A 19,999-nucleotide genomic window follows, 5' to 3' on the forward strand; every position below is an offset into this window, starting at 1 on the left:
ATGTCCGGCGTAAAATTACGCCTGCAGTAAAGGATCTAAACCTTCGCGATTATCGAGTGCAAATAAGTCGTCGCAGCCGCCAATGTGCTGCGCATCAATGAAAATCTGAGGCACGGTAGTACGACCGCTGCGCTTAATCATCTCTTCACGTTTCGCCATGTCCCCATCAATGGGAATCTCCTGGAACGATACGCCTTTTTGCGTTAACAGCGCCTTCGCCCGATGGCAGTAAGGGCAGGTCGCTTTGGTATACATCTCAACATTTGCCATGATTTAGCACCTCAGTAAGATTATTTACCGCGAATTAACGGCAGATTTTCACCGCTCCAGCCGCTGATGCCGTCTTTCAGCACCGATACCTGAGTAAAGCCAGCAGCACTCAGATGGGCAGCAGGATCGGCCGCGCTTTGTCCGGTCGCACACACCACGATGATCGGCTGTGCTTTATGTTTTTCCAGTTCGCCTAAGTTGCCTTTTTTAATCTCTGCGGCTGCCACATTCAGCGCGCCTGAGATATGCCCTCTGCGAAAATCGTCGCGCGAACGCACGTCTACAACTACCGCGTCCTCTTTGTTAATCAGGCGGGTTGCTTCACCGCGGCTGATGGTTTTTACCTTAGAGAACATTTCTTTAACGGTAGTCACAATCACCAGAATGAGTAAAACAACCCATGCCAGACTGAGGATGGGGTGATTGCTTGCAAACTGCATAATTTCTTGCATGAGGGGTAACGACTCCAGACCGGGCTAATAAGCTAAAACAAGGGTTCTGAGTATACCTGCGCCACTTCTCATGTACAGATGCTAAGCGGCCAGAGTGGCAATTTGAGTAGCATTTTCCAAAAAAATCTGGCTAAAGCACAAAAATGGCGTAACGCTTAGGCGATGTCCTGTAAAAACCGGACATAACTGGAAAAGCAAATGCCGGTGCGGTTTACTGGTAAGCGGCGGTTCATCGTGGAATAATCATTGGCCTATGAAGGGAAAAACAACCGTTTCGCACACAAGGACCCGTCGCAACGGCGATAACCTGCCGTTGTCCACACATCTGTCCACCCTCTCCCTTAGCCTGCTTTGTGCGGGCGTACTGTTATTGCCAACCGCCGCGCGCAGTGCGGAAGACAGCAAATCTCAACTGCAATCTATTCAGCAAAACATCGCCGAAAAAGAGAAAAGCGTTAAAGCGCAAAAACTACAGCGCAGCAAACTGCTGGATCAGTTGCAGAGTCAGGAAAAAATCATCGCTCAGGCCAGCCGTCAGCTGCGCGAAACCCGGAATAGCCTGACAGCATTGAACAATGACATCAGCCAGCTCGCCAGCTCGATCGCCCGGCTTGAAAAGCAGCAGACACAACAGGAAAAGCTGCTTTCACAGCAGCTCGACGCCGCGTTTCGCCAGGGCCAGCATAATGGCCTGCAACTGTTGCTGGGTGGCGAAGAAAGTCAGCGCAGCGAGCGCATTCTGGCCTATTTCGGTTACCTGAATGCCGCGCGCCAGAAGAGCATTGAGGCGCTGCAGCAGACGCGACAGGATTTGAACCAGCAGCGGGCCTCGCTGGAGCAGAAGCAACAGCAGCAGAAAGGCCTGTTAGCCCAGCAGCAAAGCCAGCAGCAGAAACTGCAGCAGGCGAGCGCAGCACGTAAGAAAACCTTGTCGGTACTGGAAAGCGCGCTGGAAAAAGATCAGGCCGATCTGGTGGAGATGCGCCAGAACGAAACCCGCCTGCAGGACAAAATCGCCCGGGCAGAGCGTGAAGCACGGGAACGTGCTGCCCGCGAAGCGCGTGAAGCGGAAAAAGTGCGTCAGCGTCAGGCGCAGGCGAAAGCCAAAGGATCAAGCTATCAGCCGACCCAGAGTGAACGCGAGCTGGTCGCCCGAACCGGCGGCCTGGGTCGCGCGGGCGGTCAGGCCTTGTGGCCGGTACGCGGACGTATTGAGCATCGCTTTGGCGAACAGCTACAGGGTGAGCTGCGCTGGAAAGGGCTGGTGATTGATGCGCGCGAAGGCACCGAGGTGAAAGCCATCGCCGACGGTCGCGTACTGATGGCCGACTGGTTACAGGGCTATGGTCTGGTGGTGGTACTGGAGCATGGTAAAGGCGATATGAGCCTGTATGGCTACAACCAAAGCGCTCTGGTGACCGTCGGTGCACAGGTGAAAGCCGGTCAGCCTATTGCGCTGGTCGGTACCAGCGGCGGCCGTGGCACACCGTCGCTCTATTTTGAAATTCGACGTCAGGGACAGGCCGTCAACCCACTCCCGTGGTTAGGAAAATAAGTTTTGCTACAACTTCGAAAAATCTCCGTACTGCTGAGCAGTTTGCTGCTCAGCTACGCTGCCCACGCCGGCAAACTCGCGATTGTGATTGATGATGTCGGTTATCGTCCGACCGAAGAGAACAAGGTTCTGCAGATGCCGCAGGCGATCTCGGTTGCCGTGCTGCCCAATGCGCCGCACGCGCGTGAAATGGCCACCAAAGCGCATCAGAGTGGCCACGAGGTATTGATCCATCTGCCGATGGCACCGCTCAGCAAGCAGCCGCTGGAGAAAGATACCTTAACGCCGGAGATGAGCAGTGAAGAGGTAGCACGCATCATGCGTAATGCAGTCAGCAACGTGCCTTATGCGGTGGGTCTCAATAACCATATGGGCAGCAGAATGACCTCCAGCCTGCCCGGCATGCAAAAAGTGATGCAGGCGCTGAACCACTACAACCTCTACTTCCTGGATAGCATGACCATCGCCAACAGCCAGGCAGTGCCGGCGGCGCAGGGTACCCAGGTCAAAGTGCTGAAGCGCAGAGTTTTTCTGGATGACAGCCAGGATATTAACGCCATTCGCCAGCAGTTTAGCCGCGCGGTAAAGCTGGCGCAGCGTGATGGCTACGCCATCGCAATTGGTCATCCGCATCCCAACACGGTCCGGGTGCTGCAGCAGATGTTACCCACGCTGCCAGCTGAAATTACTTTAGTCCGTCCCAGCCAGTTGCTGAACGAGCCGCTGCATAATGGCACTCGCCCGCCAGCCACATCGGTAGCGCCAACCAAGCCCGCTTCTCCGCGCTTCCAGCCGCCAGGGCTGTGTAAGCCGAAACGGCCGCTGACACCTGTTCCGGCGACCCGAGCACTGGAAGCGGTAGGTGAAAGCGTGAGCCAGAGTCCGCTGTTTAAGCAGGTAAAAAGTCTGTTCTGAATTTGCTATGAATGCTAAGTATGCAGCTTAGCGTTCACTTCTACGTAGAAATTACTATAATCCCGGGTCGGGCCATGAGGTGCTGTGTGGAATATTGAGACGGATGACGATTAATAAACAAAAAATTCTGCTGCTGGATAACGGCAGAGAATGGGGAGGCGGCACCAACAGCATGCTGGAGCTGCTGAAGCGTATTGATCGTCAAAAATTTGATATCACCTGCTGCTTCTACCACAACTACGGTCGCGGCAACGGCGAAACCATCGAGTCCGCGCTGCTTGCACTGGATATTCCGGTATTCTTTATTCCACAAATCAAACAACCGCGCTGGGCCAAAATCGTCAAAGAAGTGGCGCGCGCGCTGCTGTTTTTCAATAAAAAACTCAAGAAGCGCGCCATCGATCTGATTGATGAGCGCTGGCGTATCATCCCCAACGCCAGCAAAATTAACTCGTTGTTACAGCTCGGCAAGTACGACACCCTGTACATGAATAACCAGCCCAGCACCAATATTGAAGGGTATCTGGCGGCGCGAGGCCTGAATGTGGCTGTGGTCCAGCACTGTCGTATTGATCCGTTGCTGGAGCCGCGGCTGGTAAAAATGGTCAATCAGGATTGCCAGGCGGTGATTGCGGTCTCCGAGGGCGTGAACGCCACGTTACGTAAGCACGGCGTGAATGCAGATCGCTGTTTTACCGTCAGTAACGCCATCGATATTCACCAGCCGCTGCCTGACCGCCTTGAGGTGCGTCAGCGCTTTAAACTGGCTCCTGGCACCTTTGTGTTTGGCTCCATCGGCTCGCTGATCCTGCGTAAATCCAATCATCATACGTTGCAGGCGCTGGGCCGCTTCAAACGTGCCAATCCGGATGCCGACTGGAAAATGGTTATTGTGGGTGCCGGGCCTGAATTACAGCACCTGCTGCAGCTGGCGACGGCGGAAAATATTCAGAACCACGTGGTGTTTACCGGCTTCCAGAATAACGCGCTGGATTATCTCACCGCCTTCGATGCGTTTATTCTCGCGTCGCGCAGTGAAGGTCTGCCACGGGTGGTGCTGGAAGCGATGCTGGTGAACACCGCCGTCGTCGGTTCGCGCGTGGTCGGTACTGCCGAATTGATCAGTCATGATGAAACCGGGTTGCTGTTTGATTACGGCAATGTGGTGCAACTGACCCAGCATCTTACTGCGTTATGGCAGGATGCGGATTTACGTCAGCGACTGATCAATGCGGCAGGCAAGCGCGTGCGCGAACAATATGCTATTGAAACCTACGTCAGCGGCGTCGAAAATATTCTTCAGAGCGTCGTCAGAGAAAAACCCCATGCTTAATTTTTTAAATCCTCGCTATCGCCATATCCGGGCGCGCCATAACCTGCCCTACGATCAGGCGGGCGTACAGGGTGAGGTGACGGTGACCTCGGTGGTGATCCCTTGCACCGGCGCGGATTACATTGAAGAAGCCTTGCTCAGCGCCACGTTTGCCGCGCGCTTTGCGACGCAGATAGAAGAGATTGTTATCGTCAGCGATCAACCCGCGGCGGCCTTTGGTGAACTGCCGGCTAAAACCCGGGTTGCGACGCTGGACGTTCCGCATCGCGAGGAAAACTATCGCTATAAGCAGATCTATCGCAGCCGGTTGATCAAACTGCAGGCCCCCCTGCAGGCCAAAGGCGACGGCATTCTGATGATCGATTCTGACCTCAATCTGCTTAAGATGCCTGACATCAGAATGAAGCCAGGCCATCTCTACTCCAGCTTCCGTCAGGGCAAAATGATTGCCAAACTGGAAGGTGCACCAAAAGAGGCGATTCCCGCCTATTACCCGCCCAGCATCCGCCCTTACCTGGTTGACCACGTCAATGGCGCTTATCTGGCGGCGACGCGGGCGGTCTGGCAGCGTATTTCACCGCTGTGGCTGACGCTGTTTAATGATACCTGGCATTTAATGAATGACAGCCAGCCGCCGACCGATCAGCTGCCGCTGGCGGTATTGCTGGATATGCTGGATCTCAGGACCGTTAATCTGGGTGAATGGGCTAACTGGCCGGTTTCGAAGAAAATGGGCGGTCAGTCAGCCGTCATCCCGGCAGAGGTGGTGGGCGCACACGGCGGCTTCCCACTGTCGGAATGGCAAAAATACCTTAGCGATCCCCGCCAGCCGCTGATGTTCAAAGGTCAGGATTACACCCGCAAGGTGCGCTACCTGACCGATGAAGAGAAAAAGCAGGCGTAATAACGCGGCCGCGCAACGGCCGCTTTATGTTTAATCCCAGTTGAGGATCACTTTGCCGGAGCGTCCGGAACGCATCTCATCAAAGCCCTGCTGAAAATCATCAATCGCATAGCGATGGGTAATAATCGGCGTTAAGTCGAGCCCCGACTGGATCAGCGCCGCCATTTTATACCAGGTTTCAAACATCTCGCGACCGTAGATCCCCTTAATAAACAGACCTTTAAAAATCACCAGGTTCCAGTCGATCGCCATCTCACCCGGTGGGATACCCAGCAGCGCTATCCGCCCACCGTGATTCATCACCTCAAGCAGCGTGCGGAAAGCCGGCGGCGCGCCCGACATTTCCAGCCCGACATCAAATCCCTCGGTCATCCCCAGCGAATGCATCACCTCACGCAGATCTTCTTTTGCCACATTAACCGCCCGGGTAACGCCCATTTTCTGCGCCAGCGCCAGTCGGTATTCATTAATGTCGGTGATCACCACATTGCGCGCGCCAACGTGACGACAGACCGCCGCCGCCATAATGCCGATAGGACCGGCTCCGGAGATCAGCACGTCCTCACCGACCAGATCAAACGACAGCGCGGTATGTACCGCATTCCCGAACGGGTCAAAAATCGCCGCCAGCTCATCGGAAATGTTGTCAGGAATTTTGAATGCATTGAATGCCGGGATCACCAGATATTCGGCAAAACAGCCCTGACGGTTAACGCCCACCCCGATGGTATTGCGGCACAGATGGGTGCGTCCGGCACGGCAGTTGCGGCAGTGGCCGCAGGTGATGTGGCCTTCGCCTGACACCCGATCGCCAATAGAAAAACCTTTGACCTCCTGGCCGACCGCCACCACTTCACCCACATATTCATGGCCAACAATCATCGGCACCGGGATCGTTTTTCGCGACCAGTCATCCCAGTTGTAGATGTGTACGTCGGTCCCGCAGATGGCCGTTTTACGGATTTTTATCAGCAGGTCGTTATGGCGCGGCTCAGGAACAGGCGCATCAGTCACCATCCAGATGCCCGCTTCTTTTTTCAGTTTGGCGAGTGCTTTCATGGTCATTTCCTCAGGCGATAACGCCCAGTTGTTTGCCGATTCGGGTAAAGGCCGCGACCGCGCGTTCCAGTTGCCGCTGAGTATGGGCAGCAGAAATCTGGGTGCGAATGCGCGCCTGACCTTTGGGCACCACCGGATAGAAGAAGCCGGTGACGTAGATGCCTTCCTGCTGCAGCAGGCGGGCAAACTCCTGCGCCACGCTGGCTTCGCCCAGCATCACCGGGATAATGGCGTGATCGGCACCGGCCAGGGTAAAGCCTGCCGCAGTCATCTGCTCACGGAAGAAGCGGGCGTTATCCCACAGCCGCTGACGCAGGCCGTCGCCTTCGCTCAGCAGATCAAGCACCCGCAGAGAGGCGGCAACAATTGCAGGTGCCAGTGAGTTGGAAAACAGATAAGGACGCGAACGCTGACGCAGCCACTCGACCACTTCCGCTTTCGCCGCGGTGTAACCGCCTGATGCGCCGCCCAGTGCTTTTCCCAGCGTGCCGGTGATGATGTCGACACGGCCCATCACCTCACAATACTCATGGGTCCCGCGCCCGGCATTGCCCACAAAACCCACCGCATGCGAATCATCCACCATTACCAGCGCGGAGAATTCATCGGCCAGATCGCAGATCGCCGGCAGGTTAGCAATCACACCATCCATTGAGAACACGCCATCGGTCGCGATCACAATGTGACGAGCACCGTTAGCACGCGCCTCCTGTAAACGCGCCCGCAGCTGTCCCATATCGTTATTGGCGTAACGATAGCGCTGCGCTTTACACAGCCGGACACCGTCAATGATCGAGGCATGATTCAGGGCGTCAGAAATGATGGCGTCCTGCGCATCAAACAGAGTTTCAAACAGTCCGCCATTGGCGTCGAAACAGGAGGAGTAGAGGATCGCATCTTCCATTCCCAGAAATTCCGCCAGCCGTTTTTCCAGCAGCTTATGGTTATCCTGGGTGCCGCAGATGAAGCGCACTGATGCCATGCCAAATCCGTGCGAGTCCATCCCCTCTTTTGCCGCCTGGATCAGGGCGGGATGGTTAGCCAGCCCCAGATAGTTGTTGGCGCAGAAGTTGATCACCGCCGGATCGCTGCCGACGGCGATTTCCGTCTGCTGGGCAGAAGTGATAATCCGCTCCTGTTTAAACAGGCCTTCCTGATGGGCAGTATCGAGTTGCTGACGAAGTTGTTGATAAAATTGCGCGGGCATTATTGCTCTCCTCAGATGGCAAAAATTTGGCACATCTTACTGAACAGCGAGCCTGACCACGATAAATCACCCAACAGAATGTCATTTTTGCAGCATAGTTCACGCCATGGCGCATACCGCACAAATCGTTACAGAGTCATCTGGCTGTCTGCACCCTGATGAAATGTTATGATGTGAAGTATTCGTGTGTGAAACCTCCTGTTTCACCCCACAACGTTGAAGGTAACAACATGATTATCGTAACTGGCGGCGCAGGAATGATTGGCAGCAACATCGTCAAAGCGCTGAACGATCGCGGTCACACCGACATTCTGGTGGTGGATAATCTGAAGGATGGCACCAAGTTTGCCAACTTAGTCGACCTGGATATCGTCGATTACATGGACAAAGAAGAGTTCCTGATGAGCGTGATGGCGGGCGATGATTTAGGCCCGATCGAAGCGGTGTTTCATCAGGGTGCCTGCTCCTCCACCACCGAGTGGGATGGCAAGTACATGATGGAGAACAACTATCAGTACTCCAAAGAGCTGCTGCACTTCTGTCTTGAGCGCGAGATCCCGTTCCTTTATGCCTCTTCAGCAGCCACCTATGGCGGCCGCAACGAAAATTTCATTGAAGAGCGCCAGTATGAGCAGCCGCTTAACGTCTACGGCTACTCGAAGATGCTGTTCGATCACTACGTCCGTCAGATGCTGCCGGAAGCGAACTCTCCGGTGTGTGGTTTCCGCTACTTTAACGTCTACGGACCGCGTGAAGGCCACAAAGGCAGCATGGCGAGCGTCGCTTTCCATCTCAACACCCAAATCAGCAACGATGAAAATCCAAAACTGTTTGAAGGCAGCGACGGTTTCAAACGCGATTTCATCCACGTGGATGATGTGGCCGCAGTGAACCTGTGGTGCTGGGAGAACGGCGTCTCCGGCATTTATAACTGTGGTACCGGCCGCGCAGAATCCTTCCAGGAAGTGGCAGATGCGGTACTGAAATTCCATCAGAAAGGCCAGATTGAGTACATTCCGTTCCCGGAAAAACTCAAAGGACGCTATCAGGCATATACCCAGGCCGATCTGACCCGGCTGCGTGCCGCAGGCTATGACAAGCCGTTCAAAACCGTGGCGCAGGGCGTCGCTGAATATATGGCCTGGCTTAACCGTAACGCATAAAGGAAGCTGCTCCGGCGATGAAAATTCTGGTAATCGGCCCGTCGTGGGTCGGCGATATGATGATGTCGCAAAGTCTCTATCGCACGCTCAAGGCCGAGCATCCCGATGCGGTGATTGATGTGATGGCACCGGCCTGGTGTCGTCCCCTGTTGTCACGCATGCCGGAAGTGAATCAGGCGCTGGCGATGCCGCTTGGCCATGGCGCGCTGGAAATTGGCGAGCGTCGCCGGTTAGGCAAAACGCTGCGCGCCAGCCACTATGACCGCGCCTATGTGCTGCCGAATTCGTTTAAGTCGGCGCTGGTGCCGTTCTTCGCCGGGATCAAACGTCGCGTCGGCTGGCGCGGCGAAATGCGCTATGGCTTGCTGAACGATCTGCGGGTGCTGGATAAAGCCGCTTTCCCGCTGATGGTCGAACGCTACGTCGCGCTGGCCTATGACACGCCGGTCGCGTCGGCGCAGCAGCTGCCGCAACCGCTGCTGTGGCCGAAGCTGCAGGTCGGGGAGCAGGAGAAAATTGAAACCGCCGCGCAGTTTCAGCTGTCGGCGACGCGTCCGATCATCGGTTTTTGTCCCGGCGCCGAATTTGGTCCGGCAAAACGCTGGCCGCACTACCACTACGCTGCGCTGGCGCGACAGCTGATCGCAGAAGGATTCCAGATTGTGCTGTTTGGCTCGGCAAAAGATCGGCCGACCGGTGAGGAGATTATCGCCGCACTGCCGCAAGAAGCCCGCATTCACTGCCGTAATCTGGCCGGTGAAACCCAGCTGGAGCAGGCGGTAATACTGCTGGCACAGTGCCGGGCAGTGGTCAGTAACGACTCCGGGCTGATGCATATCGCCGCCGCGCTGGACCGTCCGCTGGTCGCGCTCTACGGGCCAAGCAGCCCCGACTTTACGCCACCGCTGGCTCGCCAGGCGCGGGTTATTCGCCTGATTAGCGGCTATCACAAAGTACGCAAAGGCGATGCCGAACAGGGATATCATCAGAGCCTGATCGACATTCAACCTGAGCGCGTGCATCAGACCCTTACCGCATTACTCGACGCGCCGCAGGAGGTGCCATGCACGTCCTGATCGTTAAAACCTCTTCAATGGGCGACGTGCTGCATTCACTGCCAGCGCTGACCGATGCGATGCACGCTATTCCTGGCATCCGTTTTGACTGGGTGGTGGAAGAGAACTTTGCCCAGATCCCCGGCTGGCATCCTGCAGTGGATAAGGTGCTGCCGGTAGCGATCCGCCGCTGGCGCAAACACTGGTTTGGCAGCCAGCAACGTGAAGAGCGCGTGCTGTTTAAGCGCGCGTTACAGTCACGTCAGTACGATATTGTGATTGATGCGCAGGGGCTGATCAAAAGCGCGGCCCTGGTGACGCGGTTGTCAAAAGGCGTTAAGCATGGCCAGGATAGCCGCAGCGCCCGTGAACCGTTTGCCAGCTGGTGGTATGACGTGCGGCACGAGGTCAACAAGCAACAGCACGCCGTCGAGCGGACGCGCGAACTGTTTGCTAAAAGTCTCGGCTATGAGAAACCGCACGGCCAGGGCGACTATGCGATTGCCGGACATTTCCTGCATCACCTGCCTGCCGATGCCCAGCACTATCTGGTGTTTCTGCACGCCACGACGCGTGACAATAAGCACTGGCCAGAGTCGCACTGGCGACAGCTGATTGACCGGGTGCAACCGAGCGGATTGCGGGTTAAGTTGCCATGGGGCGCAGAACATGAGCACCAGCGTGCGCAGCGCCTGGCTGAAGGATTTGACCACGTCGATGTGCTGCCGAAACTGACGCTGGAGGCGATTGCCCGGCAACTGGCTGGCGCGCGTGCGGTAGTGTCAGTCGATACCGGATTAAGTCACCTGACCGCCGCGCTGGATCGCCCTAACCTGACGCTGTATGGCCCGACCGACCCAAGCCTGATCGGCGGTTACGGTCAGAATCAACAGGCGCTGAGCGCCCCGAATCATAATCTGGCGGAGCTGACTGCCGACGCGGTGGCAGAGAAACTGCAGGCCGTTATTACGGAAAACAGGCCATGAACTATGTGTTGATCTATCTGCTGCTGGTGCCGTTTCGCACGCTGATGCGGCTGTTTTACCGGCCTACCGGGCGCAATCTAATCATCCAGACGGCAAAAATCGGTGATTTCATTAATATCACACCGATGCTGCGCGCGCTGGGTCAGTCCGAATTGCTGATCAGTAAGGCGGTAGAACCGCTGGTGCGCCATGATGATACCGTCAGCCGCTATTTTCTGATCGAAGAGGCGAAGCGCAGCTTCTTTGCCAAGCTTAAACTGGCGTTCATCCTGATGAACCGCTATGACAATGTTTATCTGGTGCAGCCCAACAGCGTAAACCTGTTTTTTGCATCGCTGTGTAACGCGCCGAACAAACAGTTTCTGCGCACCTATGTGCGTAAGTCCTACCACGCGGTGTTCTATCGCAGCGCCAGCGGCATTGTGGATCATGCTAAAACCGATTTAACCCTCGACAGCTACCTGAAACTGATTAATCGCGAGTACCGCTATACCGATTTTCCTAAGCACGCCACGTCGCCGCTATGGCAGCCGCCCGCGCCGCCCGCTGCGCTGCTGACTCCGCGTGAAGGCATTAAAATCGGCATCAGTATTTCCGCTGGCAACCGGGCGAAAACTATTCCCGCCAGTGTCTGGCAGCAACTGATGGAAGCGCTGGCCGACCTGCCCTGTACCTTTTATGTGTTCGGGCCGCCTGCTGAACAGCCGTGGCTGGATGAATTGCTGAGCTTAACCGGCCCGAAAGAAAATATCGTGAGCCTGATTGGTGAGCTAAAACTAGAAGAGGTGCCCTGGGCCATCGCGCAGATGGATTTCTATATCTCATCTGACTCCGGCAATGCCTATATTGCTGATGCCCAGCAGATACCGTTAATCGTGCTTTATGGCCCTTGTGATATCAGAGAACAGCGCCCGGTTCATAATGCACTGTTTATCGGACCCGATAATATTGCTGCAACGTCGTTCATTTTTGCCGCCCCTTATGCGTTTGATCAGCCCGCTGAAAAATTATTCGAGCTGGATCACGATAAACTGACTAGAATACAAACGTTTATTACTCATAATCTGGAATAGTGAAGCGTAATGGCAATTACCCCTGTTGCTGATGCTGTTCAGCAAAGTAAGCTTCTGGTCAACACGCTCTCTGATACGGATGTAAATCCCGTGCACGTTGCCTTTGGCATTAACCACGCCTATGCGCGTGGTCTGGGCATTACGTTATATTCACTACTCAGCCATCATCCTGATACCGCTTTCCACGTCCATATCTTTTCAGACTCGCTAAGCGAACAGGATGTTGAAAAATTACGCTCGCTGGCAGCCGGTCATCGGCTGGCGATTACGCTGCACATTTTCAACAGTGCCTGGGTCGATCAGTTGCCGGCGGTCGGACGCTACCCAAAAAGCATCCATTATCGTTTTCTGATCCCCGAAACCGTGGCGCGCTTCAGCGATCGGGTGATCTACATCGACGCCGATACGCTGGTGGTGGGTGACTATTCGCCGTTATTCACCCTGGATATTGCCGATTACACGCTGTGTGCCTGTAACGACACGCCACGGGCGCGTCAGAATCAGTGTCCGAAGCTCGGTCTCAAGGGCAACAACTACTTCAACTCCGGCTTTATGCTGATCAATATTCCACGCTGGATGGCGCGTCAGACCACGGCCCGCATTACCGAGGTGCTCGTCACCCGCGGAGCGGAGTTTGGTTTTCCCGATCAGGATGCGTTGAACATTGTGCTGGAAGATGAAGTATTGATCCTGCCGGAGCGTTACAACCACATTTACGACATCATCGCGAACAAGGTGTGGCACCGCTTCCAGGTTCCGGACGATACCGTGATGATTCACTACACCGGTAAATGCAAACCCTGGCATGCCTGGGGCGGTAGCGATCTTTCGTTGCTCTATTACGACTATTACCAGCGCTCACCCTGGGCTTCACAGTCGCTTGATTTACCTAAACATTATAAAGAGATGAAGCGCTTCGCGCAGATTAAGTGGTATCAGAAGCAATATGCGGAAAGCGTCAGCTGGATGATGAACTATGTCCGGCACAAGTTTCTCGGTTAGCGCGGCGCGGACATTTTTTGCTACCGGTTGTGTCACCTGACGTATCTGTGACGTGACGGGCGTTCGCTATTCCTCGTTTCAGGCATACCGCTTCAGGAAAAAGGGACTCTGCGTGCGTTTTTGTTAACAATTCCGGTGATTTACTTCAGCCTGGGTCCGAGTCAGTTTTATAATCATCAGTTACCCTATTTTATTTTGCTGGCCTGGACCTGGTTTATGATGATGAGGCAAAACCCTTTCGCTTTTCACTCTGCACAGGTGCAAACGTTGTCATGAGTACCCTTCCCCTGTTGAGTATCATTACGCCTATGTACAACGCGGGCAGCATGTTTGATGAATTCATGCAGTCGCTGCTGGCGCAAACGCTGACGTCTCTGGAGATCATCATTGTCGATGACGGTTCAACCGACGGTTCCGGTGAGCGCGCCGACTATTACGCCCAACATCACTCCCACGTTCGGGTCATTCATCAGGAAAACGGCGGCGTCTCACGCGCGCGTAATGCTGGCCTGGCGATCGCGCAGGGGAAATATGTCACCTTTCCGGATGCTGATGACACCATGCAACCGGAAATGTACCAGACGCTGGTGACGCTGGCGGAACAGGACGATCTGGATGCGGCACAGTGCAATGCCGAATGGTATTTCAAACATAGCCAGCGGGTGAAGCCGCTGATTCCGCTGGACCGCCTGCGCAGTACCGGCGTACTGAGCGGTCCCGACTGGCTGAATACCGCGTTAAAAACCCACCGCTATATGCATGTGGTCTGGCTGGGCATTTACCGTCGTGCGCTGATTGAACAGCATCAGTTGCTGTTTGAGCCAGGGCTGCACCATCAGGACATTCCGTGGACCACTGAATTCATGTTGCTGGCGAAACGCGTGCGCTATACCGATGCGGTGCTGTACCGCTACTACATGCATGACGCCTCAATCAGCAACCGCAAGCGCACCGGCCAGCGTAATGTCGAATACCAGCGTCACTATCTGAAGATTGCCGCTATGCTGGAAGCGCTGAATCATCGCTACCGCGGCAAGGTAAAAATCTATCCATCGTTCCATTATCAGGTGACGCATGAAGCGCTCAGCGTCTGTCATAGCGTACGTCGGGAGCCGGATAGTGACGCACGCCGGGCGATTATCGCCGACCTGTTTGCCAGCCAGACGCATCGCCGAATGCTACGCAATGCCCGCGGGATTAAGCAGTGGTATCAGCTACTGCTGTGGCTGAGTCGTCTCTATCGCTGGCGTTACAAATAACCCTTGAGGCTGGCTTTATCCTAAAAAGGGTTTGCCCTACAATCGGTTCACTAAAATTTGAGAACAATTGTTTATGGCCAGTCCGATTCCAGCAAACGTCTCTCCGCAAAATATATTGCTCATCAAGCTGCGCCATCATGGCGACATGCTGCTGACGACGCCGGCGATCAACGCCCTTCGCCAGCGTTATCCGCAGGCCAGTATCGACGTGTTGCTTTATCAGGAAACGCGTCCGATGCTGGAAGCGCATCCGGATATCCGCCATCTGCACGTGATTGACCGTAAGTGGAAGCAGCAAGGTGGCTGGCGCAAGCTGGGCCATGAATATGCCTTGATTCGTGCGGTACGGGGTTGCCATTACGACCTGGTGATTAATCTGGCCGATCAATGGCGTGCCGCCCTGATCACCCTGCTCTCCGCCGCGCCGATACGCATCGGCTTCGCGTTTAAAAAGCGCGACAACCTGTTCTGGCGGCTGTGCCATAACCAGCTGGTGCCCACTCTCAATCACAGCAAACTGCATACCGTGGAGCAGAATATGTCCGCGCTGGCCCCGCTCGGCATCAGCAGCGAGGGCGCGCGGGTTTCGATGCACTACAGCGAAGCCGATCGTCAACACGTGCTCGCCAGACTGGCGGAGAAGCAGATCGCCTCGCCGTTTATCGTGGTGCAGCCGACCTCCCGCTGGGGCTTTAAATGCTGGGAAGAGGAGAGCGTTGCCGCCACCATCGACCAGCTGGCGCAGCCAGAACGTCCGGTGGTGCTGACCGCCGGGCCGGATAAACACGAACTGGCGATGATCGAGCGCATTCAGGCCCTGTGCACCTCGCCGTATGTGGTGTCATTAGCAGGCCAGTTCACACTGCCGCAGCTGGCGGCGCTGATCGATCATGCCAGGCTGTTTATTGGCGTCGACTCCGCCCCGATGCATATGGCGGCCGCGCTGAACACGCCCTGTATTGCGCTATTTGGCCCGACCAAGCTGCAGCACTGGCGGCCGTGGGGCGACAATAATCACGTCATCTGGGCGGGCGATTATGGTCCGCTGCCGTCACCGGACTCGATTGATACCAAAACTGACCAGCGTTATCTGTCTGCCATCCCGGTTAAGGATGTGGTCGCGGCGGCAAGGAGCTATCTGAATGAGTAAATTACGGCTGGCGATTGTCCGGCAGAAATACCGGCCTGATGGCGGTGCTGAGCGTTTTATCTCGCGAGCGCTGGAAGCGCTGGGCAGCGAACAGCTGGATCTCAACATCATCACGCGCAGCTGGCAGGGCACGCCGAATCCTGACTGGCACCTGCACATCTGTAACCCACCTAAACTGGGACGGGTCTCTCGCGAACGTGGATTTGCCCGTGCGGCCCGCGCCTGCTGGGAACGGGAAAAATTCGACATTGTGCAAAGCCATGAGCGCATCGCCGGTTGTGATATTTTTCGGGCCGGCGATGGTGTCCACCGCGTCTGGCTGGAACAGCGTGCGCGTATCGTTTCGTCCTGGCAGCGCCTGAGCGCCAGCCTCAGCCCTTACCATCGCTATGTGCTGCAGGCGGAAGCGGAGATGTTTAATTCGCCCACGCTGAAAGCGGTCATTTGTAACTCTGAGATGGTAAAACGCGACATCCTGCGCTGCTTCTCACTCGGTGCCGAAAAAATCCACGTCATCCATAACGCCATCGACAGCAGCCGTTTTCAGCCCGCAACTGACGCCACCCGCCACGCGACCCGTCAGCAGTTATCGCTGCCCGATAGCGCGACTGTGCTGATCTATGTTGGATCTGGTTTTGAGCGTAAAGGGCTGAAAGCGGCGATTGAAGCGCTGGCCGGCAGCGATCGCTATCTGATTGTGGTCGGTCAGGATAAACAGCTGCAGCGCTATCAGCAGCTGGCGAATCAGCTTAACTGCTTGGATCGCCTGCGTTTTGTCGGCGTACAGCAGGATGTGCAGCCGTTCTATCATGCGGCCGATGGTTTACTGCTGCCCACGCTCTACGATCCTTTCCCGAATGTGGTGCTGGAGGCGATGGCCTGTGGCCTGCCGGTAATTACCAGCACCGGCTGCGGCGGCGCGGAATTTATTACTGCCGGTCAGGAAGGTTTCGTCTGTGATGCGCTGGATATCAATGGACTGAATCAGGCGATTCAGGCGATACCGTCGCTTTCAGTCGACTCACGCATGGGCGAAGCGGCACGGCGCAGAATTGAACCTTATGGGCCGCAGCGACTGGCCAGCTCGCTGACTTCGCTGTATCAACAGGTGCTGCGAAGCAACTGACAATGTGGGATGAGTGGATGCAGGGTTTCTGATAACATGCCGCCATCTGATTTTAATCTGGTTTTAGACGCGAACGTGTCGTAACGGTAACTATGACGACCATTTACACCGCACTGCTCTATCTTATTCAGCCACTGATTTGGCTGCGCCTGTGGCTGCGCGGTCGTAAAGCGCCGGCCTATCGCAAACGCTGGGCAGAGCGCTATGGCTATTGTGTCGGCAAAGTTAAGCCAGACGGTATTGTGCTGCACTCGGTGTCGGTCGGCGAAACGCTGGCGGCGATCCCCCTGGTGCGTGCGTTGCGTCATCGTTATCCTACCCTGCCGATTACCGTCACCACCATGACACCAACCGGTTCAGAGCGGGCGCAATCGGCGTTTGGCAAAGATGTGCATCACGTTTATCTGCCTTATGACCTGCCAGGCTCGATTAATCGTTTCCTCGATACGGTCAACCCACGGCTGGTGATCATCATGGAAACCGAGCTGTGGCCCAATATCATCCGCATTCTGCATCAGCGCAATATTCCGCTGGTGATCGCCAACGCCCGTCTTTCGGCGCGTTCGGCAAAAGGCTACCGCAAGCTGGGCAAATTCATGCGCCAGCTGCTGCAGAGCATCACGCTGATTGCGGCGCAGAATAGTGAAGATGGCGACCGGTTCCTTGAGCTGGGCCTGAAGCGCTCGCAACTGGCGATTACCGGCAGCCTGAAATTTGATATCTCAGTGACGCCAGAGCTGGCGGCCAGAGCCGTCACGCTGCGCCGTCAGTGGGCACCGCGGCGTCCGGTGTGGATTGCCACCAGCACCCATGAAGGCGAAGAGGCGATCGTGCTCGATGCGCATCGCCGACTGCTGCAATCCTTCCCGGATTTACTGCTGATTCTGGTTCCCCGCCATCCCGAACGTTTCAACGATGCGCGCGAACTGACCCAGCAGCGTAACTTCAGCTTTATCCTGCGCAGCAGCGGTGAGATCCCTTCTGGCTCGACTCAGGTGGTGATTGGTGACTCGATGGGTGAACTGATGCTGCTGTACGGTATTGCCGATCTGGCATTTGTCGGTGGCAGCCTGGTTGAACGGGGCGGACATAACCCACTGGAGCCTGCTGCACATGCGATTCCGGTTCTGATGGGGCCGCACACCTGGAACTTCAAAGATATCTGCAGCAAACTGCAACAGGGCCAGGGCCTGATTACCGTCACCGACGTGATTTCGCTGGAAAAAGAGGTCACCAACCTGTTGCAGGATGATGACTATCGTCGTTATTACGGACGCCACGCGGTGGACGTGCTGCATCAGAACCAGGGCGCGCTGCAACGTCTGCTGCAGTTACTCGAACCCCATTTACCGCCACGGGCCCACTGATGCCAACACGCCAACGTCTTTCAGTGGTGATGATCGCCAAAAACGAAGCGGAACTGCTGCCTGACTGTCTGGCCTCCGTCAGCTGGGCCGATGAGATTATCCTGCTGGATTCCGGTAGCGAAGATAACAGCGTGGAAATTGCCACCCAGGCGGGCGCGCAGGTGTTTCGCAGCGATAACTGGCAGGGTTACGGCATACAACGCCAGCGCGCGCAGCGTTACGCCAGCGGCGACATGATTTTGATGATCGATGCCGATGAGCGCGTGACGCCAGAGCTGCGCGCCGCCATTGAGCAGGTATTGATCGCCCCACCCAGCCGCACGGTTTACAGCCTTGGCCGCAGCAACCTGTTTCTGGGCCGCTTTATGCGCCACAGCGGCTGGTATCCTGACCGCGTCATGCGGCTTTACCCCCCGACGTTGCACTACAATGACAACCTGGTGCATGAATCGCTGAACGCCGAAGACGCGCCGGTGGTGGCACTGAAGGGAGATCTGCAACACCTGACCTGTCGTGATTTGATCGCCTTTCAGCGCAAGCAACTGGCGTATGCCGAAGCCTGGGCGACGGAACGTTATCAGCGCGGTAAACGCTGCGGCCTGTTTTCTATCTTCAGCCATACGCTGGGTGCATTTGTAAAAACCCTGCTGTTACGCGCGGGCTTTCTGGATGGCAAACAGGGCTGGATCCTGGCGGTGGTTAACGCACAATATACCTTTAACAAGTATTCGGCGCTGTGGGCGCTGAATCACGCATCGGCAAAAGGGCGAGTATGAGTACTAAAGCCATTTATCCCGGCACCTTCGATCCCATTACGCTGGGACATCTCGATATTGTGACGCGGGCCGCGCAGATGTTTGATCGGGTAGTGCTGGCGATTGCCGCCAGTCCCAGCAAGAAGCCGATGTTCAGTCTGGACGAGCGTGTGGCGTTGGCGAGCCAGGTAGTGGCACATCTGCCTAACGTTGAGGTGGTCGGATTCAGCGATTTAATGGCAAATTTCGCCCGCTCTCAACAGGCTAACGTGCTGGTTCGTGGACTGCGCGCGGTGTCGGACTTTGAATATGAAATGCAGCTGGCGCACATGAATCGTCACCTGCTGCCGACGCTGGAGAGCGTGTTTCTGATGCCGTCGGAAGGCTTCTCTTTTGTCTCCTCTTCGCTGGTCAAAGAGGTGGCGCGTCACGGTGGCGATGTTACCGCCTTCCTGCCCGCGCCAGTCTATCAGGCGTTACTGGCTAAATTAGCTTAGTGCTGGCAATTCGGGCACCAGTAAGTGCTGCGTTGCCCGTGTCTGCCGCTGATAATCGGCGTACCACATGCCCGGCACGGTTCCCCGGCCCGGCCATAAACCTGCAGCTGCTGCGCAAAATACCCCGGCTTACCGTCACTCTGTAAGAAGTCACGCAGCGTGGTTCCGCCCTGCTCGATGGAACGCAGTAACACCGCTTTGATAGTATTGACCAGCACTCCGGCCTCTGACTGCGACAGACTGCCGGCAGGTCGATCGGGCAGGATCCCGGCAGTAAACAGCGACTCGCTGGCGTAAATATTGCCGACGCCGACCACCACTTTGTTATCCATCAGCCACTGTTTAATCAGCGTCCGTCTGCCGCGCGACTTTTCGAACAGATAAGCGCCATCAAATTGGTCGCTGAGCGGCTCCGGTCCCAGATGCGCCAGCACGCTGCTGCCGGCCAGATCGCTGCTCCAGAGCCAGGCGCCAAAGCGACGCGGATCGGTGTAGCGCAGCACTTTGCCATTGCTCATCACTAAATCAACATGGTCATGGGTGGCGGCCGGCAACTCTTCTGGCAGCACACGTAAACTGCCGGACATCCCGAGATGGATGATGATCCAGCCATGCGGCAGCTCCAGCAGCAGATATTTTGCCCGACGCTGCACGCTGAGTACCGGCTGATCGCTCAGCGACAGGATCTCCTGTGAAACTGGCCAGCGCAGACGTGAATTACGCACCACGGCGTGAAGGATGGTTTCACCGACCAAATGCGGTTCGATACCGCGACGGCTGGTTTCAACCTCTGGCAACTCTGGCATAACCTCTCCTCAGCGGATTGCACAAACAAAAAACCCGGCCGGAGCCGGGTTTTTAGCAGAACACT

20 protein-coding genes are annotated in these 19,999 nt (G+C 55.9%); 15 read left to right on the forward strand and 5 right to left on the reverse strand.

The annotated features are described in order from the left end of the window. Positions 1-15: 15 nt before the first annotated feature. Both grxC and ABIB18_RS20430 read right to left on the reverse strand, forming a co-directional pair. The gene (gene grxC, locus ABIB18_RS20425) at positions 16-270 is read right to left on the reverse strand and encodes a glutaredoxin 3 (RefSeq protein ID WP_008926942.1); all 255 of its coding nucleotides are present in this window, start codon (positions 268-270) and stop codon (positions 16-18) included. 20 nt (positions 271-290) lie between these two features. Beyond that, positions 291-722: a rhodanese-like domain-containing protein gene (locus tag ABIB18_RS20430; protein WP_354475467.1), complete on the reverse strand. Its 432-nt coding sequence runs from the start codon at positions 720-722 to the stop codon at positions 291-293. A 253-nt stretch (positions 723-975) separates the two neighbouring features. Between ABIB18_RS20430 and envC the strand changes: the two genes are divergently transcribed. From envC to ABIB18_RS20450, 4 genes are all read left to right on the forward strand, one after another. Then, positions 976-2,277, forward strand: coding sequence for a murein hydrolase activator EnvC (gene envC / locus ABIB18_RS20435; RefSeq protein ID WP_069729270.1), 1,302 nt, complete (start codon positions 976-978; stop codon positions 2,275-2,277). Positions 2,278-2,280: 3 nt separating this feature from the next. Next, complete coding sequence (locus ABIB18_RS20440; RefSeq protein ID WP_354475469.1) at positions 2,281-3,192, forward strand: divergent polysaccharide deacetylase family protein; 912 nt, start codon at positions 2,281-2,283, stop codon at positions 3,190-3,192. A 103-nt stretch (positions 3,193-3,295) separates the two neighbouring features. After that, entirely contained in the window at positions 3,296-4,525 is a 1,230-nt protein-coding gene (locus ABIB18_RS20445; RefSeq protein WP_069729268.1) for a glycosyltransferase, read from the forward strand. Continuing rightward, complete coding sequence (locus tag ABIB18_RS20450) at positions 4,518-5,429, forward strand: hypothetical protein (RefSeq protein ID WP_159223093.1); 912 nt, start codon at positions 4,518-4,520, stop codon at positions 5,427-5,429. The genes ABIB18_RS20445 and ABIB18_RS20450 overlap by 8 nt, the downstream gene beginning before the upstream one ends. A gap of 30 nt (positions 5,430-5,459) precedes the next feature. Here the strand turns inward: ABIB18_RS20450 and tdh are convergent, their stop codons facing one another. After that, positions 5,460-6,488, reverse strand: a complete 1,029-nt coding sequence (gene tdh / locus ABIB18_RS20455) for an L-threonine 3-dehydrogenase (RefSeq protein WP_354475472.1) — start codon at positions 6,486-6,488, stop codon at positions 5,460-5,462. A gap of 10 nt (positions 6,489-6,498) precedes the next feature. Next, a complete protein-coding gene (locus ABIB18_RS20460) occupies positions 6,499-7,695 on the reverse strand; it encodes a glycine C-acetyltransferase (protein ID WP_354475474.1) in 1,197 nt (398 codons plus the stop codon). Between the two features lie 230 nt (positions 7,696-7,925). Here ABIB18_RS20460 and rfaD point away from each other — a divergent pair, with 230 nt between their 5' ends. The 11 genes from rfaD (at position 7,926) to coaD (ending at position 19,128) form a co-directional block, all read left to right on the forward strand. Further along, complete coding sequence (gene rfaD, locus ABIB18_RS20465; protein WP_031375590.1) at positions 7,926-8,858, forward strand: ADP-glyceromanno-heptose 6-epimerase; 933 nt, start codon at positions 7,926-7,928, stop codon at positions 8,856-8,858. A gap of 17 nt (positions 8,859-8,875) precedes the next feature. After that, positions 8,876-9,934 (forward strand): ADP-heptose--LPS heptosyltransferase RfaF, encoded by a 1,059-nt coding sequence (gene rfaF / locus ABIB18_RS20470; protein WP_089562340.1) that lies wholly within the window; start codon positions 8,876-8,878, stop codon positions 9,932-9,934. Beyond that, complete coding sequence (rfaC, locus tag ABIB18_RS20475; RefSeq protein ID WP_354475476.1) at positions 9,922-10,899, forward strand: lipopolysaccharide heptosyltransferase RfaC; 978 nt, start codon at positions 9,922-9,924, stop codon at positions 10,897-10,899. The genes rfaF and rfaC overlap by 13 nt, the downstream gene beginning before the upstream one ends. Continuing rightward, complete coding sequence (locus ABIB18_RS20480) at positions 10,896-11,972, forward strand: glycosyltransferase family 9 protein (RefSeq protein ID WP_354475478.1); 1,077 nt, start codon at positions 10,896-10,898, stop codon at positions 11,970-11,972. Before rfaC ends, ABIB18_RS20480 begins: the two co-directional genes overlap by 4 nt. Positions 11,973-11,981: 9 nt before the next feature. Beyond that, positions 11,982-12,974: a glycosyltransferase family 8 protein gene (locus tag ABIB18_RS20485; protein WP_354475480.1), complete on the forward strand. Its 993-nt coding sequence runs from the start codon at positions 11,982-11,984 to the stop codon at positions 12,972-12,974. Between the two features lie 209 nt (positions 12,975-13,183). After that, the gene (locus ABIB18_RS20490; RefSeq protein WP_407719897.1) at positions 13,184-14,233 is read left to right on the forward strand and encodes a glycosyltransferase; all 1,050 of its coding nucleotides are present in this window, start codon (positions 13,184-13,186) and stop codon (positions 14,231-14,233) included. A gap of 73 nt (positions 14,234-14,306) precedes the next feature. After that, complete coding sequence (gene rfaQ / locus ABIB18_RS20495; protein WP_031375142.1) at positions 14,307-15,383, forward strand: putative lipopolysaccharide heptosyltransferase III; 1,077 nt, start codon at positions 14,307-14,309, stop codon at positions 15,381-15,383. Then, positions 15,376-16,509, forward strand: coding sequence for a glycosyltransferase family 4 protein (locus ABIB18_RS20500; RefSeq protein ID WP_279810181.1), 1,134 nt, complete (start codon positions 15,376-15,378; stop codon positions 16,507-16,509). The genes rfaQ and ABIB18_RS20500 overlap by 8 nt, the downstream gene beginning before the upstream one ends. A gap of 92 nt (positions 16,510-16,601) precedes the next feature. Next, on the forward strand, positions 16,602-17,876 hold the full coding sequence (gene waaA, locus ABIB18_RS20505; protein WP_031375144.1) for a lipid IV(A) 3-deoxy-D-manno-octulosonic acid transferase: 1,275 nt from the start codon (positions 16,602-16,604) through the stop codon (positions 17,874-17,876). Then, positions 17,876-18,652 (forward strand): glycosyltransferase family 2 protein, encoded by a 777-nt coding sequence (locus tag ABIB18_RS20510; protein WP_031375145.1) that lies wholly within the window; start codon positions 17,876-17,878, stop codon positions 18,650-18,652. Before waaA ends, ABIB18_RS20510 begins: the two co-directional genes overlap by 1 nt. After that, positions 18,649-19,128 (forward strand): pantetheine-phosphate adenylyltransferase, encoded by a 480-nt coding sequence (coaD, locus tag ABIB18_RS20515; RefSeq protein ID WP_031375146.1) that lies wholly within the window; start codon positions 18,649-18,651, stop codon positions 19,126-19,128. The genes ABIB18_RS20510 and coaD overlap by 4 nt, the downstream gene beginning before the upstream one ends. Here coaD and mutM read toward each other — a convergent pair. Next, on the reverse strand, positions 19,125-19,934 hold the full coding sequence (mutM, locus tag ABIB18_RS20520; RefSeq protein WP_031375147.1) for a bifunctional DNA-formamidopyrimidine glycosylase/DNA-(apurinic or apyrimidinic site) lyase: 810 nt from the start codon (positions 19,932-19,934) through the stop codon (positions 19,125-19,127). The two genes, coaD and mutM, sit on opposite strands and share 4 nt — an antisense overlap. Between the last annotated feature and the right edge of the window lie 65 nt (positions 19,935-19,999).

The sequence above is a fragment of the Pantoea sp. UYEF8 genome (assembly GCF_040546285.1).
Taxonomy (GTDB): Bacteria; Pseudomonadota; Gammaproteobacteria; order Enterobacterales; family Enterobacteriaceae; genus Pantoea; species Pantoea brenneri.